This is a genomic window from Stenotrophomonas sp. 610A2 (assembly GCF_030549615.1).
Lineage (GTDB): Bacteria > Pseudomonadota > Gammaproteobacteria > Xanthomonadales > Xanthomonadaceae > Stenotrophomonas > Stenotrophomonas pigmentata.
In genome coordinates, this window is sequence record NZ_CP130832.1 from 3,335,979 (window position 1) to 3,351,565 (window position 15,587).

Here is a 15,587-nt window from a genome sequence, read left to right on the forward strand (position 1 = left end):
CGAACCGGAAGCGAGGTGGCTTCCGGCCCGGTCCTACAGGTCAAAGATTGATGCCGGCCTGCGGCTGGCCGTCACGCACGAACGGGAACTTGACGATGCGCACCGGCACTTCCTTGCCGCGGATGTCCACCCGCACATCACCGGGCGCACCGGCCGGCACGCGGGCGAAGGCGATCGCCTTGCCCAGCGTCGGCGAGAAGGTGCCGGACAGGATCTCGCCTTCGCCATTTGCGGTGAGCACCTTCTGGCCGTGGCGCAGCACGCCCTTCTCGTCCATCACCAGGCCGATCATCTGCCGCGCGTTGCCAGCAGCCTTCTGTGCTTCCAGCACGGCGCGACCAATGAAGGCGCGCGGCGTGCCGTCGACAAGATCATCCAGCGCCACTGTCCAGGCCAACGCCGCTTCGTACGGGGTGATGGCTTCGTCCATGTCCTGGCCGTAAAGATTCATGCCCGCTTCCAGGCGCAGCGTGTCGCGCGCGCCGAGACCGGCCGGCTTCACGCCCGCAGCCAGCAGTGCGTTCCAGAACGCCACCACCGAGTCCTGCGGCAGCAACACTTCGTAGCCGTCTTCACCGGTGTAACCGGTGCGTGCAACGAACAGTGCAACGCCGTCGACGGAACTGACTTCCCGCGCGGCGAAGCGGCCTAGCTTGTCCAGTGCTGCACGATCGGCTTCTGCCACCAGGCCTGCAACCAGTGCACGCGCCTGCGGCCCCTGCACGGCGATGATGGCCAGGTCTTCGCGTTCGACCACCTCGACACCGAAGGCTTCGGCCTGCTGGCGGATCCAGGCCAGGTCCTTCTCGCGGGTGGAGGCGTTGACCACCATGCGGAACATGTCTTCGGCCAGGAAGTAGACGATCAGGTCGTCGATCACGCCGCCCTGCGCATTGAGCATGCAGGAGTACAGGGCCTTGCCGCTGACCTTGATCTTGTCGATGGAGTTGGCAAGCAGCTGGCGCAGGAACTCGCGGGTACGCGCGCCCTTCAGGTCGACCACGGTCATGTGGCTGACGTCGAACATGCCGGCGGCATTGCGAACCAGGTTGTGCTCGTCGATCTGCGAGCCGTAATGGATCGGCATGTCCCAACCGCCGAAGTCGACCATCTTGGCGCCGAGTGAGCGGTGGGTTTCGTTGAGCAGGGTTTTCAGGGTCATGGCCGTTCCACACTAAGGGGACCGCCATTATCCCAGATGGTTACTTCCAAAACCTGCGGCACTGCCACAACGGCAGTACCGCAGCTGTATTCAGACCACCTGCACCTTGAGCGTCATGCCGTCCACGGCAACCACGCGCACCGTGCTGCCCTGCGGCAGGTCCGGGCCGGCCACCACCCAGAATGCATCGTCCACCTTGGCCCGGCCAACGCCCGCGCTGATCGGCTGATCCAGCGTCACCACGCGCCCGATCAGCTGCTCGGCGCGGCGATTGAGCAGCGGCTGGTCGCTGGCCCGTGCGCGTTGCCGGAACCAGGTGCGATAGACCTGAATTGAGACAAAGCTCAGGACCACGAACAGGATCACCTGCAGCAACACGCTCATGCCGTCGATTGCCCAGACGGTCAGGAAGACTGCCGCCGCGGCGATCCCCATCCACAACATGAAGGCACCCGGCGCCAGCGCCTCGGCGGCGAACAGGACCACCGCCAGCGCCGCCCACGCCACCACTTCCCAGCGCATGGTTCAGCGCCCCAACGGCGGCGGGTTGCCGCGAGCAGGCTGCTTGGCTTCGCCCTGTTTGGAGAATGCTTCCTTGGCCAGTTCCGAGATACCGGCGATGGAACTGATCACACCGGTAGCCTCCATCGGCATCAACACCAGCTTCTGGTTCGGCGAGTTGGCCAGTTCACTGAAGGCCTCCACGTACTTCTGCGCGATGAAGTAATTGATCGCCTGCACGCTGCCATTGGCGATGGCGTCGGACACCATCGCTGTCGCCTTTGCTTCGGCCTCGGCCAGGCGCTCGCGCGCCTCCGCATCGCGGAAGGCGGCTTCCCTGCGACCTTCTGCCTCCAGCACGGCGGATTGCTTCTGGCCTTCGGCTCGCAGGATTTCCGATTGGCGGATACCTTCGGATTCCAGAATGGCGGCACGCTTGTTCTGCTCGGCCATCTTCTGCTGCTGCATCGACTGCACCAGGTTGGCCGGCGGCTGGATGTCCTTGATCTCGATGCGGGTGACCTTGACGCCCCACGGATTGGTGGCGTGGTCGACCACGTTGAGCAGCTTGGCATTGATGGTCTCGCGCTGGCTCAGTGATTCGTCCAGGTCCATCGAGCCGATCACGGTGCGGATGTTGGTCTGCACCAGGGCGATCATCGCCACTTCCAGATTCGCCACTTCATAAGCGGCCTTGGCCGCGTCCAGCACCTGGAAGAACACCACCCCATCCACCCGCACCACCGCGTTGTCCCGGGTAATGACGTCCTGGCTGGGAACCTCCAGCACCTGCTCCATCATGTTCACCTTGCGGCCGACGCCGTAGACGATGGGGATCAGGAAGTGCAGGCCGGGGCTCATTGTGTGCGTGTACTTGCCGAAGCGCTCCACCGTCCACTCGTAGCCCTGCGGCACCATCCGCACCGTCTTGAACAGCACGATGATGCCGGCCACCAATACCACCAACGCCAACAACCCTGCTCCGCCGCCCATTTCCCCACTCCTTGTGCCGATAGATGAAGCGAGTATAGCCACAGCCCAGGAAAGCGCCCGATACGCCTAAAGCCGCACCCGCCCACGCAGGATGTCGACGAACATCACCCAGTCGCCGGCAAATGAATAGAAAGGGTGGCGGAAGGTCGCCGGCCGGTTCTTCTCGAAGAAGAAGTGCCCTACCCAGGCAAACCCATAACCGCATAGCAGCGCGAACCACAGCCAGCGCAGCTGGCCGCTCCACAACAGCATCGCCACACACAACAGCACGCCGCAGCTGCCGATGAAATGCAGGCGGCGGCTGACGACGTTGCTGTGTTCGCCCAGGTAGAACGGGTAGAACTCACGGAAACTGCTGAAACCTGACATGGCCTGCACCCAAGGCTGGATGCCGCCAGCATAGGCGCTTCAGTTGCTGCGCGGGGCGAACATGATCACGGCCATGCCCAGCAGGCAGAGCCCACCGCCGAGCAGGTCCCAACGGGTGGGTTTGACCGAGTCCACCAGCCACAGCCACAGCAGCGCCACGCAGACATAGACACCGCCGTAAGCGGCGTACACCCTGCCGCTGGCGGCCGGGTGCAGGGTCAGCAGCCAAGCAAACAAAGCCAGGCTGGCGGCAGCCGGCAACAGCAGCCATGGGCTGCCCTGCTGCCGCAGCCATACCCACGGCAGATAGCAGCCGACGATTTCAGCCAGCGCGGTGAGCAGGAACAGCGCCAGGGTTTTCACTGTGCGGCGTCCTTTTCCTGCAGCTTCACCCGCTGCCACAGCGCTTCCTGCTGCTGCAGGTCCAGCTGCGCCATTGTGGTCCCCTGCTCGGCCGCCAGCGCTTCCATTGCGCGGAAACGGCGCTCGAACTTGTGGTTGGCCTGGCGCAGCGCGGTGCCGCTGTCGACCTTGGCATGACGGGCGAGATTGGCGCAGACGAACAGCACATCGCCCAGTTCTTCCTGCAGACGGGTCCGGTTGTCCGCGCCGTCGGCGGCGAGCTCGAACTCGGCCTGCAGCTCGTCGATCTCCTCGCGCAGCTTGTCCAGCACCGGCACCGCATCGGGCCAATCGAAGCCGGTACGCGCAGCCCGCGACTGCAACTTGGTGGCGCGCAGCCATTCCGGCAGCCCACGCGAAATACCGGCCAATGCCGAAGCGTCCTGCTCGCCCTTGGCGGCACGCTCACTGCGCTTGATCTCATCCCAGTTGGCCAGCACCTCGTCGGCGTCGCTGACCTCGGTGTCACCGAAGATATGCGGATGGCGGCGGATCATCTTGTTGCTGATCGATGCCACCACATCACCGAAATTGAACGCACCCTGCTCGCTGGCCATCTGCGCATGGAACACCACCTGCAGCAGCAGATCGCCAAGCTCGTCCTTCAGGTCCGGCAGATCGTTACGGTCGATGGCATCGGCCACTTCGTAGGCCTCCTCCACCGTATACGGCGCGATGCTGGCGAAGTCCTGCTCCAGGTCCCAGGGGCATCCGCCCTGGGGATCGCGCAGGCGCGCCATGATCTGCAGCAGGGTCTGGATATCGGTCAATTCGGACATGGGTGCATCACCTTTCATTACGAATACGCCGGCAAGAGCCGGCGTTTGAAGTTCCCTGCAGGCCGCCTGCAGCCCGGCATCAAAGCCCTGCCACCCACTCCTGCCATGGCAGCGAGGCGTCACCCAAGGCAACAAAGTCGCCGTTGAGCAGACGTGGACGCTGGTTATAGGCGAACGGCACACCGTCATCGGCGGCCAATACCACTCCGCCGGCCGCTTCCAGCACGCACTGGCCTGCAGCGGTATCCCACTCGCTGGTCGGCCCCAGCCGTGGGTACACGTCGAGTGTGCCCTCGGCGATGCGGCAGAACTTCAGCGAGGAACCCTGCGCGACCAGCTCGATCTCACCCATCCGCGCCAACAAGGTCGCAGTGCGCGCACTGGCATGTGAGCGGCTGGCGGCCACCCGCAGCGGCGATGCCGGTGGCACACGGGTGGTGATCGCGTCCTGCTGTTCGCCACTGCGGCGCCAGGCCTGGCTACCGCGCTGCGCATGCCAGATGACCTCGGTCACCGGCGCCTGCACCACGCCAAACACCGACACACCACGCTCGATCAGTGCGATGTTGACGCTGAATTCGCCATTGCGCTTGATGAACTCGCGGGTGCCGTCCAGCGGATCCACCAGCCAGTAGCGCCGCCACTGGCGGCGCGTCTCCCACGGCAGCTGCGCCGATTCTTCGGACAACACCGGGATGTCCGGGGTCAGTTGCGACAGACCGTCCACGATCAACCGGTGCGCGGCCAGATCAGCTGTGGTGACCGGGCTGTCATCAGCCTTCTGTTCGATATCGAAGCCGCTGGCGTAGACCTGCATGATCGCCGCGCCTGCGCGCTGGGCTATATCCAGCACGCCTTCGCGCAGGGCATCATCGACTACCGCGCTCATGCACCACCCCGCAGCCACTCACGGGTAATGAACAGGGCCGCCAGCGAGCGTCCTTCGGAGAAGTCCTCGCGCAGCATCAGCTGGTCCAGTTCGGCCAGCTTCCACGGCACCACTTCCAGTTCTTCGGGCTCATCGCCAGGCAGACGCTTCGGATACAGGTCGCGCGCCAGCACCAGCGTGGATTGGTGACTCATATAAGTAGGTGCCAGGGTCAGGCTGCGCAGCGCATCCAGCCTGCGCGCACCGTAACCGGCCTCCTCCTTGAGCTCGCGGTCGGCCGCTTCGATCGGCGTCTCGCCTTCATCGATGCGGCCCTTGACCAGACCCAGCTCGTAGCGGTGCAGGCCAGCAGCGTATTCACGCACCAGCAACACGGTCTCATCGTCGAGCATCGGCACCACCACCACCGCGCCGTGACCACCGCTGACCAGTCGCTGGAAATGGCGGCGCTCGCCGTTGGAGAACTCCAGATCCAACTGTTGCTGGCGGAACGGCCCGATGTGTTCTTCGACCACGTTGTGGATCTGTGGCAGGCGGCGACTCATGCGTCGCTCCGGGCAAAACGACGGTAGATCGATAGAATGCGCATTGGCAGATACGTTTTCATGACGTTGAAATGCTAGCAGACCCAGCCGCTCCCCACGTGGCACCGCCTTTGCGAGAACTCCCATGCGCCTTACCCGTAGCCCGATTGAACTGCCACTTGCCGTCGGCCAGACCCTGTCCCTGCCCGAGGATGTGGCCAATCACCTGGTTCGGGTGATGCGCCTGCGCGAGGGCGAAGGCTGCGTGTTGTTCAATGGTGATGGGCATGACTACGCGGCCACCCTCAGCGCGATCAGCAAGCGCGAGGTACAGGTGCACATCGACAGTGCCCAGGCCGTCGACAACGAATCGCCGCTGGCGATCACCTTGCTGCAGGGTATTGCGCGCGGCGAGAAGATGGACCTGATCCTGCAGAAGGCCACCGAGCTTGGGGTCAGCAGCATCATTCCGGTCAATGCCGAGCGTACCGAGGTCAAGCTGGATGCCGCTCGGGCCGAAAAGCGCATCGCCCATTGGCGCAATGTGGTTGGTTCGGCCTGTGGTCAATCCGGGCGTGCGCGGATTCCGTCCATCGGCAGCCCGCAGGCCTTGGCGGCGGCAGCGACGGCACTGCCCGTACAGACACTGCGACTGACCCTGGATCCATTGGGTGAGCACCGCCTGGCTTCACTGCCGTCGGCGCCAGCCAACGGCGTGGTGATCGCAATTGGCCCGGAAGGCGGCTGGTCGCCGCGTGATCGCCAGCAACTGAGCGAGGCGGGCTTCCAGGGCCTGCAGCTGGGCCCGCGCATCCTGCGCACCGAGACCGCCGGCCTGGCCGCGATCGCGGCCCTGCAGGCGCGGCTGGGCGACCTGTAGCGCCGAGCCATGCTCGGCTGGGGCGTTGCCGCTGCCCCCACCGTGTAGGAGCGGCGTAAGCCGCGAAGCCGACAACGCTGGAATCAGCAACCGGTCTGCAATCTGATGCCGTGCGGGCTTCGCGGCTTACGCCGCTCACACAACCTTCTGGTCCTCGGGAAAGCCTCTGCCGAGCATGGCTCGGCACTACAGTTATGTCTGACCCTGCGCCATGTTCGGCTGGGTCGTTACCGCTGCCCCCACCGTGTAGGAGCGGTGTCAGCCGCGAGGCCGACAACGCTGGAATCAGCAACTGGTCTGCAATCTGATGGAGTGCGAGTTTCGCGGTTCACGCCGCTCCCACAACCTTCATCTCCTCGGGAAAGCCGCTGCCGAGCATGGCTCGGCACTACCGATGCCTGTCAGGCTACGGCTTCTGCCAGGGCGAGGATGACCGCGCTTTCGACTGCATCAAGGTCCGGCAGCAGCGCGCTTTGTTCGCCGAGCAGGACGCGCATGTGCACGCCTACCGGCAGGCTTTCTTCCGATGCGTCGGCCAGCAGGCCGTCACGCGGAACCGCGATCAGCTGCGGGAAGGACTGGGTCAGCAAGGCGAAATACGGCAGGTCCGGGTTGCCACCCAAGGCCTTGAGTACAACCACCTTGTTGTTGCTGGTGACCATTTCATTGCCATGGCCGCTGAGTCCGGCGTAGGACAGCAGCGGCACGCTCCAGCCATGCCACGCGATCTGCCCGACCAGCCACGCTGGTGCATTGGCAATCGGCTCGACCGCCACGCGCGACATCATTTCCGCCACCGTCGCGTTGGGCAGCAATACGCGCTCGGTACCGGCCTGTATCAGTACCCCACGGACTTCATCGTTGTTTGCGTAGCTCATCGTCAGTTCCTGGGTCGCGCTGCGGTCACGCCGCGCAATGCACAGCCAATTCGGCGGCGAGGTATTCCGGATCACCGGCGCTCATGCCAGCGACAGCCAACTGGCTGGCAGCAGCCGGGTCATAGCAACCCTCGCCGATCTGCCCTGCCACCCAGCCACCCTTCCCGGCAAATTCCAACACCGGGGCGACCATCGCCACGTCGGCGCCACTGAGCATCAGCACCGCGCTGCGGTCCGGTTGCAGCGCGCCGAGCAGGTCGTTGGCTTCCGCGCAGAAGCGCAGGCCCTCGGCGCTGGACTCCACACCGATCACGTCGGGAAGAATATAGACGTCGCCCGGGACCAGGTTCTGGCCCGGATCGGCCAAGGTCACCGGCAACGGCGTCGCCCGTGCCATCTGCTTGACCAGGTTGGCGTAACGACCACCGTCCAGGCGCAGCTGCACCAGCACCGGCCGCGCGAAGTCTTCCGGCAGGCCGGCCAACACGCGTCGCACTGCGTCCGGGCCGCCAATACCAGCGATCAGCAGCACCGCACCGTTGCCCTCGGCAGCACCTGCATCAATCTCAACCAACGACAGCTCGCTGTTGAGCAGGCTGGCCAAGGCCGGCGGCGGTTCGGGTGCAGCAGTAGTAGCCGGTGCCGTTTCATAGCCATCGTCTTCCAGCAGCGACCAGCTGCTGAAATCGCCAATCGGCGCTTTCTTTGCTTCTGCTTCAACCGGCGCAACAAGCGGTTCCGGCGGCAGCGGTGGCGGCAGGCTCGGTGACGGAGCTTGCGGCGCCTGCGCGCTACCGGCGATCAGTTCCTCGAAGGACAACACTTCCGGGCGCGGTTCAAGCGCGCGGGCCGGAGCGATGTAGATTTCGTCGGCAGGCAGGTCATAGGCCTGCACCTGCGCCTCGTCCAGGTGGAACTGCAGCGGCGCGTCCACGTGACCATCGGCCGGGCGCGGCGGCAGGCCAGGTTCCAGGGTGATGGCCGGCTCGGCGTCTTCGTTCTCCAGCCCCGGCGGCAGCACGTTGCCGTGTCCCTGCAGCTTGGCGGCCAGATGGCGGATCCAGCGCTGTGCTTCCCAGCCTTCGCGGCGTGCAGCCAGCTCGGCTTCCTCGAACAACAAGGAAAGCTCTGGCGTCTCCAGCACCGATTCCAGCCGCTCCAGCGCGTCCTCGACCGCCGGCTCCAAGGCCACCAGCACCACCTGCGGCGCAGCGGAGGTGAGCGCTGCCGGCTCCAGCTGGTTGGGATCTTCTTCCAGCACGATGCGGCCGCCAGCGGCGACCAGCGCCTCGCGCAGGCGTTCACGGGCGGCGCCGGCACGGGCCAGCAGTGCAACCGGCTTGGCAGTGTCGTCAGTCGCGTGCACGGGCGATCCCCAGCAGGTCATAGACATTGCGCATCAAATCCAGCTCCTGGTACGGCTTGCCGAGGTAGCGCTGCACGCCGATCTCGAATGCGCGCTGGCGATGCTTGTCGCCACTGCGCGAGGTGATCATCACGATCGGGATGTTCTTGTAGCGCGGATCGGCACGCATGGCGGTGGCCAGCTCGTAGCCGTCCATTCGCGGCATCTCGATATCCAGCAGCATCAGGTCCGGGATACGCTCTTCCAGCTGCTCCAGCGCTTCCACGCCGTCGCGGGCCACGGCCACATCCAGGTTGTGACGCTCCAGCACACGGCCGGTGACCTTGCGCATGGTCAGCGAATCGTCGACCACCATCACCAGCGGCACGTGGCGCTGGCTGCTGGCTTCGATCACTTCAACCGTCTGCTGCGGCTGGGTGAGATGACGACGCACCAGCGGTGCCACGTCCAGGATCACCACCACATTGCCTTCGCCGGTGATCGTTGCACCGTAGATACCCGGCACCGAGGCGATCTGCAGGCCCACCGGCTTGACCACGACTTCGCGGTTACCCAGCACCTGGTCGATCGCCACCGCCGCACGCAGGTCGCCGGAGCGCACCAGCAGCAGCGGAATCTCGGTCTGTCCTTCGGCCTTGGCGGCAACCTGACCCACCAGGGTGCCGAGGTTGTACAGGCTGAATTCTTCGCCGCTGTAGTGGTAAGCGCCCTCGCCCGACTCGAAACGCTCGCGCGAGATCCGGCCGATACCGCTGACCGATGCCACCGGCACCGCGTAGGTGGTTTCGCCGATACGGACGAACACCGCCTGGGTGACCGCCAAGGTCTGCGGCAGGCGCAGGGTGAAGGTCGCGCCCTGGCCACGCACCGAGTGGATGTCCACCGAGCCGCCAAGCTGGCGCACTTCGTTGCGCACCACGTCCATGCCCACACCGCGGCCAGCCAGCTGGCTGACCTGTTCGCTGGTGCTGAAACCGGAGGCAAAGATCATCTGGTCCAGCTGGGTGTCGTCGATCTGCTCGTCGCTGCCCAACAGGCCACGCTGCTCGGCGCGGCGACGGATCGCCTCGCGGTCCAGGCCAGCACCGTCATCGCCGACTTCCAGCACGATTTCCGAACCTTCGCGGCGCAGACGCAGGGCGATTTCGCCTTCTTCCGGCTTGCCCGCGGCAGTACGTGCGGCCGGCTGCTCCAGACCATGGGCAACCGAGTTGCGCAGCATGTGTTCGAGCGGCGCGACCATGCGATCGAGCACGTTGCGATCGAGTTCGCCGTGGGTGCCTTCCAGCTTCAGGTGTACCTGCTTGTCGGTTTCCTGCGCGGCCTGACGCACCACACGGCGCAGGCGCGGCACCAGGCCGTCGAACGGCACCATGCGCGCGCGCATCAGGCCGTCCTGCAGCTCCGAGCTCACACGCGACTGCTGCTGCAGCAAGGTGTCGTAGTTGCGCGACAGATCGTCCAGCACGCCTTGCAGACCGCCCAAGTCGGCTGCCGATTCGTTCAGCGCACGGCTGAGCTGCTGCAGGGTGGAGAAACGGTCCAGCTCCAGCGGATCGAAGGTCTGGTCGGCCTGCTCATGCTCGCGGCGGTAACGCGCCACGATCTGTGCTTCGGTTTCCAGATCCAGACGACGCAGCTGGTCACGCAGACGTGCGTTGGTGCGGTCCAACTCGGCCATGGCGCCACGGAAGGCACCCAACTGCTGCTCCAGGCGCGAGCGGTAGATCGCCACTTCACCGGCGTGGTTGACCAGGCTGTCGAGCAGGTCGGCGCGTACACGCACCTGTTCCTGTCCACGCGGCGCGCCTTCCTCTTCGGCACCGGCCTGTTCTTCGCGCAGCGGCGCCGACAAGGGCTCGGCCTGGGCCAGCGGTCGCGGCAGCACCGCTTCCACCGCCGCAGCTGCGACCGGGCTTGCGGCTGCAACAGCGGCAGCTTCGACTGGAGCCTGCGCAGCTTCCGCACGACCATCGGTACGGGCTTCGAAGGTTTCGATCAGATCCGTCGGCATCAGCACCGCACGGTGCTCGCCGGTACGGGTCAACAGCTGGTGCAGGCGATCGAAACCGCGCTCCAGCAGCTGCACGTCGGCACGGGTGATCTCGGTGCGGTTGGCGGCGACGGCTTCCAGCAACGATTCGATGCTGTGGCCCAGATCGCCGATGGCATTGATGCCGGCCATGCGTGCACCACCCTTGAGGGTGTGCAGGTCACGCTGCAGACCCGCCAGGGCTTCGCGGTCTTCCGGCGCCGCGCGCATGTCATTGATCAGGCCATCGCAATGGTCGAGCAGATCCTTGCCTTCCTCGACAAAGATATCGACCAGTTCGCGGTCCAGATCGGCGAAGTTCAGTGGGCCCGCGTCCAACTCGCTTGCTACCGGCGCAGCCACAGCAACCGCTTCCTGTTCCGGCAAGGCAGCGGTCAACGGCGCCAACGCAGCCTTGGCTTCGACGGCGGGTTCGATGACCGCCGGCTCGGTGGATGCTTCCACCTCTGCCGGTTCAATCGTTGCCGCTTCGTCGAGCTGTGCGGCTTCTTCGAGCTGCGCAGCTTCTTCCAGCGCAATGGCGTCCTCGAGTTCTGCGGTTTCGTCGAACTCAAGCACTTCGTCGGGCTGTACGGCTTCTTCAAGCGAAGCCTGCTCTTCAATCAATTCGACAGCTTCGGTGTCTGCAGAAGTATCTACCGCGTCGGCGATCTCCAGCTCCGCGACCGGCGCGTCCGCAATCGCGGCGACATCGTCAGCCTGCGCGGTTTCAACCGGCGCCTGCTCGGCAGCGTCTTCGATGCCAACATCGGTCTGTTCGCCGACCTGTTCTGCGTCCGCAATGGCCGGGGCATCTTCTTCGCCCTGCTCGTCCGAGCCTGATGCTTCAGCTTCAGCCTGTGCATCGAACGAGCTCGCGTGGGCAGCACCAACAACCGCCGCACCTGCACCGGTCGCGATGGCCAAGGCGCGCGCAATCACGCTGTCGCGATCGTCCAGATGGCTCGAAGCCTCAACAACCGCCTGTTCGTCCTGCTGGTCATTCTCGATCTGTGCACCGAGCACCTCATCTTCTGCCACCGCTTCAGCATCGCTGCTGACGGCACCTTCGGACTCGATCTCGCCAGCATCGGCTTCAGCCGTGACCTGCAGATCAGTCGCTTCTGCGGCCTGCTGCGGCTCCACTGCTTCCACCGCAACGCCCCAGGTGGAAGCCCGCACGGCATCGTAATGATCAACGGCTTCATCGGAATGCTGTGCTGCATCCGGCTGGCTCGGCTCGGCAGACTCGCTGCTACCGACCTGGCCGGCTGCAGCATCGGCCGACGCCGGCAATGCATCTGCATCGCTGGAACCAGCAAGCTCAACACCTTCAGCCAAATTCTGCTCAACGATGTCAGCCGCGAACCCGGTCGGCAATACGACTTCGGATTCATCCGTAGCGGTTTGCACTTCAGCGCTATCGGCCGCGGCCACGCTGCCCGGCGTCTCATCCAGCAAGCCGGCGTCGAAGTACGCGGACAGGTCTTCGGTACCCACCAAGCCGACGGACAGACCGCCATCCAATGCAGTCTCGGACTGCACGGCAGCGACATCGTCGGCAGCCAGCTCATCTTCGGCCGGCATCGGCGGCCACTTGGAATCTGGCAAGGCATCAACCAGCGCCTGCAGGCGCTCGGCCACGCCCGGGAATGCCGGGATGCGCGGCGAAGGCGCACGCAATGCGGTGATGGTGGTGTGTACGGCTGCCGCCATCTGCGCCAACGCATCCACACCAGCAGCCGTCGGCATCACTGCCGCTGCCAGCGAACGCTTGACGAAGGTTTCTGCCGGGCTGGTGATCTGGGTGATCACCGGCACGTCGGTCATCGCGAACGCGCCGCTCATGGTGTGCACGGCACGCAGCAGGTCTTCGGAGACTGCCTGCGGCTGCGCCGCCGAGGCGGCCAGCCAAGCATTGACCGTAACCAGGTGGGCACCGATCTCGGCTTCGAGAATCTCGCGCAGCACCTCGTCCACCGATGCAGGCGTGCCCTCTTCGGCATTGGCTCCGCTATCCGCGGCAACGTCGTTCTCGACCGGCACGACAGCCTCGACGAGCTCGGCATCTGTCGCCGCGTCGCTGACTGGCGTTGCGGCTGCAACCGCACTGGCACCGGTGACGTAGAACGCTTCTTCGCCTGCGGCAATGCGATCAGCCACATCCTGCAAGCCCAGCAGATCGGACTGGATGATGCCTGCGCCACGCAATGCGGCATTCAATTCCGGCAACACGTCATAGGCCTGCGTTACCGCGGCCATGACCGCCGGGCTGGCGGGACGGCTGCCGTCGAGCACGCGGTTGAGCATGCTCTCGATCTTCCAGCTGAACTCACCCAGGGTCCGCGCGCCCACCAGGCGACCGCTGCCCTTGAGCGTGTGGAACACACGTCGCACCGGGCGCAGGCGTTCCATGTTGGCCGGCGCGGCGCGCCATGCAGGCAACAGGTTGCCCAGGTTCTCCAGCTCTTCGTCGAACTCCTCGATGAACACATCGCGGATGTCCTGATCGATCACGTCACCGCCATCGATGAAGCCGCCTTCGAGCTGCTGTGCCGGCACAAAGCTCTTTGCGGGCGCACCGGAGCCGACTACAGCAGCTCCAGTCTCGGCCGCGACGGTTTCCAGCTGCAGCGATTCGGGCAATGCAAACGGATCGAATGCTTCGGCGGCGGCATCAAGCTGCGCCATGAACGCAGCAGTTTCCGTATCCAGCTTGGAGGCCGGCTCGGTCAGGCTGGCTGCCGGCTCAATCGCCGCGGCACCCAGTTCCCACTCGTTCGATTTCTGTGCCTGTTCGTGCGTTTCGCCTTCGAATGCAGGATTGACGGCCTCCAGCTCCGGGCTGAAGAACACGTCGGCATCGGCGAATTCAACATTGGCCAGCTCGACCTCAACCACACCCGCATCAACCGGTTCGGCTGCGGACGGTGCTTGCGTATCGGCGTCATCCAGGGTCAGCAACGAATCGTCGAAACGATAGCTGTGTTCGGTGCCAGCGACCATGGCGTCTTCTGCGGCGACCGGATCAAACGTCGCGGCGAACGATGCCGGCGGATCAGCTTCAACCTCTGACGTAGGCTCATGGCCTTCCAGCACCATCGGTGCCAGGCTGAAATTGCTCTCTTCGGTACCCGACGTCTCGGCGGCAACCGGATCGAATGCAGAGGCTGCCGAACCGGTGCCTGCTTCGGCAGGCGCAAACGCGTCCGCGACAGCCGGCATCTGTACCGGAGCAACCGGGGTCGCCACCGCGTTGATTGCCGCGCCGAACACCAGCGGGTAGTCGGCAGCGGCAGCCTGCGGCTTGTCTTCTGCTTCCAGTGGCGGCAACGGCGGCGGCAACGCCGAAGCTGCGTTCACCTGCGTCTCGGCATTTGCAGAGGCTTCTTCAGCGACGTCTTCAGCAACTGCTTCGACAATATCGCTGGGCGCATCGAAGGTATCGACAGCTGTCGGTTCGGCCAACGCATGGCTTGCCGACGCGACGTCGGCAACGTTGAACTCAGCGGCCACCGCTTCAGCGTCGGTAGCGGCCTGCGGCGCCGGGATCGGCCAATAGCGCAGGGTTTCCAGGCTGGTGCGGGTGATATCGAGGATTTCCTCGCGGCCCGGACGGCGGTCGCGCAAGGCTTCCAGGAAGTATTCCAGGCTGGCCATCGCATCGGCCAAGGTATCGAGCTGGCGGCCGCTGGGGATGCGCTGGCGCGCAATCAACTCAACGTCGATGTACTGCCGCACGGCCTGCAGGTAGTCGGCAGGCTCGGACATCTCGAGCATCCGCAGCGCGCCGGAAACCTCTCCCAGCAGGCGCGGCACTTCGGCAAGGCGTGCGTGGTCCCAGTTGGTCTCGATGAAGGCGACGAAGGATTCACGCGCAGCGGTGAAGTTGGCGATGGCTTCATGCGCCAGCACCTCAACGGTGCGGCGGGTTTCCACCGAGCCTGCGTCGTCTTCACCGGCAACGTTGGCGCCAAGGTGGGCGACCTGATCGTCCAGTGATGCGTCCACATAAAGCAGCGCACCGGCGATATCCAGCAACAGGTTGTCGTCGATCTGACGGCTGCCTTCCACGACTTCGCGCAGGGCATCACGCTGCTGCGCGACGATGCCGCGGGCAACGCCCAGGCCCATGACGCCCAAGGTGTCGGAAACCGCGCCGAGTTCATTGACCTGGGTCTGCAGCTCAGCCGGGTTGCCGTCCATGCGCATGTGCAGATCGAGCGCATCCTTGATGCGCATCAGTTCTTCCTTGACCGCACCGCCGACGGTGTCGAGCAGTTCGCGGTTGCGACCGCTCACGCTGCCACGTGCGTGCTCCAGCTCGTCCGGGCTGGCGTCGCTGGCATCGGGATTGAAGGCGAACAACACGCTTTCATTGATGCCCTCGGCGCCGCGGGCAGCGCGGATGTCATTGAGCAACGGCAGCAGCACGATCGGAATATCACGATGGCCGTTCTGCAGGCGCTCCAGATAATCAGGCAGCAGCACGGTGCCGCGCATCAGCGTGGCACAGGCTTCATCACGGTCGGCAACACCTCCGTCACGCACTGCATTGGCCAGCAGCTCCAGCTCCTCGGCAACCATCGCCGGCGCGTACAGCTCAACCATCCGCAGCGTGCCCTGCACCTGGTGCAGGTAACCGGCGCAGAAGCGCATGCGGCTGGTGTCGCTGGGATCTTCCACGAAGGCTTCGACCTCGTTGCGCACCTGGCGCAGGGTCTCGTCCAGCTCGGGCTTCACCCAGCCCAAGGCCGCGTGGCTCATCGCATCGCGCAAGGTACTCATCGCACTCCCCCGTGCAGCATCAAT

General features: G+C 64.9%; 12 protein-coding genes. 1 reads left to right on the plus strand and 11 read right to left on the minus strand.

Translation table 11 applies throughout. The annotated features are described in order from the left end of the window. Positions 1-40: 40 nt before the first annotated feature. The 8 genes from gcvT to nudE form a co-directional block, all read right to left on the minus strand. The gene (gene gcvT / locus Q5Z11_RS14980) at positions 41-1,162 is read right to left on the minus strand and encodes a glycine cleavage system aminomethyltransferase GcvT (RefSeq protein ID WP_303747131.1); all 1,122 of its coding nucleotides are present in this window, start codon (positions 1,160-1,162) and stop codon (positions 41-43) included. Positions 1,163-1,252: 90 nt separating this feature from the next. Further along, positions 1,253-1,684 (minus strand): NfeD family protein, encoded by a 432-nt coding sequence (locus tag Q5Z11_RS14985; protein ID WP_303747132.1) that lies wholly within the window; start codon positions 1,682-1,684, stop codon positions 1,253-1,255. Between the two features lie 3 nt (positions 1,685-1,687). Then, entirely contained in the window at positions 1,688-2,656 is a 969-nt protein-coding gene (locus tag Q5Z11_RS14990) for an SPFH domain-containing protein (RefSeq protein ID WP_303747133.1), read from the minus strand. A 66-nt stretch (positions 2,657-2,722) separates the two neighbouring features. Continuing rightward, on the minus strand, positions 2,723-3,025 hold the full coding sequence (locus tag Q5Z11_RS14995) for a DUF962 domain-containing protein (RefSeq protein WP_282270617.1): 303 nt from the start codon (positions 3,023-3,025) through the stop codon (positions 2,723-2,725). A 39-nt stretch (positions 3,026-3,064) separates the two neighbouring features. After that, the gene (locus tag Q5Z11_RS15000) at positions 3,065-3,388 is read right to left on the minus strand and encodes a YnfA family protein (RefSeq protein ID WP_303747134.1); all 324 of its coding nucleotides are present in this window, start codon (positions 3,386-3,388) and stop codon (positions 3,065-3,067) included. Continuing rightward, positions 3,385-4,206: a nucleoside triphosphate pyrophosphohydrolase gene (gene mazG / locus Q5Z11_RS15005; RefSeq protein WP_303747135.1), complete on the minus strand. Its 822-nt coding sequence runs from the start codon at positions 4,204-4,206 to the stop codon at positions 3,385-3,387. Before mazG ends, Q5Z11_RS15000 begins: the two co-directional genes overlap by 4 nt. A 79-nt stretch (positions 4,207-4,285) precedes the next feature. Next, entirely contained in the window at positions 4,286-5,095 is an 810-nt protein-coding gene (cysQ, locus tag Q5Z11_RS15010) for a 3'(2'),5'-bisphosphate nucleotidase CysQ (RefSeq protein ID WP_303747136.1), read from the minus strand. Next, complete coding sequence (nudE, locus tag Q5Z11_RS15015) at positions 5,092-5,640, minus strand: ADP compounds hydrolase NudE (RefSeq protein WP_303747137.1); 549 nt, start codon at positions 5,638-5,640, stop codon at positions 5,092-5,094. The genes cysQ and nudE overlap by 4 nt, the downstream gene beginning before the upstream one ends. 124 nt (positions 5,641-5,764) lie before the next feature. On the opposite strand from nudE, the gene Q5Z11_RS15020 reads away from it, so the two are divergent. Continuing rightward, positions 5,765-6,499, plus strand: a complete 735-nt coding sequence (locus Q5Z11_RS15020; RefSeq protein WP_303747138.1) for a 16S rRNA (uracil(1498)-N(3))-methyltransferase — start codon at positions 5,765-5,767, stop codon at positions 6,497-6,499. A gap of 401 nt (positions 6,500-6,900) precedes the next feature. Here the strand turns inward: Q5Z11_RS15020 and Q5Z11_RS15025 are convergent, their stop codons facing one another. From Q5Z11_RS15025 to Q5Z11_RS15035, 3 genes are read right to left on the minus strand one after another with little or no spacing between them, the layout of a single operon-like run. Continuing rightward, positions 6,901-7,377 (minus strand): chemotaxis protein CheW, encoded by a 477-nt coding sequence (locus Q5Z11_RS15025; RefSeq protein ID WP_303747139.1) that lies wholly within the window; start codon positions 7,375-7,377, stop codon positions 6,901-6,903. Between the two features lie 25 nt (positions 7,378-7,402). After that, positions 7,403-8,743 carry a chemotaxis protein CheB gene (locus Q5Z11_RS15030; protein ID WP_303747140.1) on the minus strand — a complete coding sequence of 447 codons (1,341 nt, stop codon included), beginning with the start codon at positions 8,741-8,743 and terminating at the stop codon, positions 7,403-7,405. Next, the gene (locus tag Q5Z11_RS15035; protein WP_303747141.1) at positions 8,730-15,563 is read right to left on the minus strand and encodes a hybrid sensor histidine kinase/response regulator; all 6,834 of its coding nucleotides are present in this window, start codon (positions 15,561-15,563) and stop codon (positions 8,730-8,732) included. Before Q5Z11_RS15035 ends, Q5Z11_RS15030 begins: the two co-directional genes overlap by 14 nt. Positions 15,564-15,587 lie beyond the last annotated feature (24 nt).

Bases quoted from the DNA above. Each gene is read 5' to 3' on its own strand.
- gcvT (WP_303747131.1), bottom strand. From the start codon at position 1,162: ATGACCCTGAAAACCCTGCTCAACGAAACCCACCGCTCACTCGGCGCC.
- Q5Z11_RS14985 (WP_303747132.1), bottom strand. From the start codon at position 1,684: ATGCGCTGGGAAGTGGTGGCGTGGGCGGCGCTGGCGGTGGTCCTGTTC.
- Q5Z11_RS14990 (WP_303747133.1), bottom strand. From the start codon at position 2,656: ATGGGCGGCGGAGCAGGGTTGTTGGCGTTGGTGGTATTGGTGGCCGGC.
- Q5Z11_RS14995 (WP_282270617.1), bottom strand. From the start codon at position 3,025: ATGTCAGGTTTCAGCAGTTTCCGTGAGTTCTACCCGTTCTACCTGGGC.
- mazG (WP_303747135.1), bottom strand. From the start codon at position 4,206: ATGTCCGAATTGACCGATATCCAGACCCTGCTGCAGATCATGGCGCGC.
- cysQ (WP_303747136.1), bottom strand. From the start codon at position 5,095: ATGAGCGCGGTAGTCGATGATGCCCTGCGCGAAGGCGTGCTGGATATA.
- nudE (WP_303747137.1), bottom strand. From the start codon at position 5,640: ATGAGTCGCCGCCTGCCACAGATCCACAACGTGGTCGAAGAACACATC.
- Q5Z11_RS15020 (WP_303747138.1), top strand. From the start codon at position 5,765: ATGCGCCTTACCCGTAGCCCGATTGAACTGCCACTTGCCGTCGGCCAG.
- Q5Z11_RS15025 (WP_303747139.1), bottom strand. From the start codon at position 7,377: ATGAGCTACGCAAACAACGATGAAGTCCGTGGGGTACTGATACAGGCC.
- Q5Z11_RS15035 (WP_303747141.1), bottom strand. From the start codon at position 15,563: ATGAGTACCTTGCGCGATGCGATGAGCCACGCGGCCTTGGGCTGGGTG.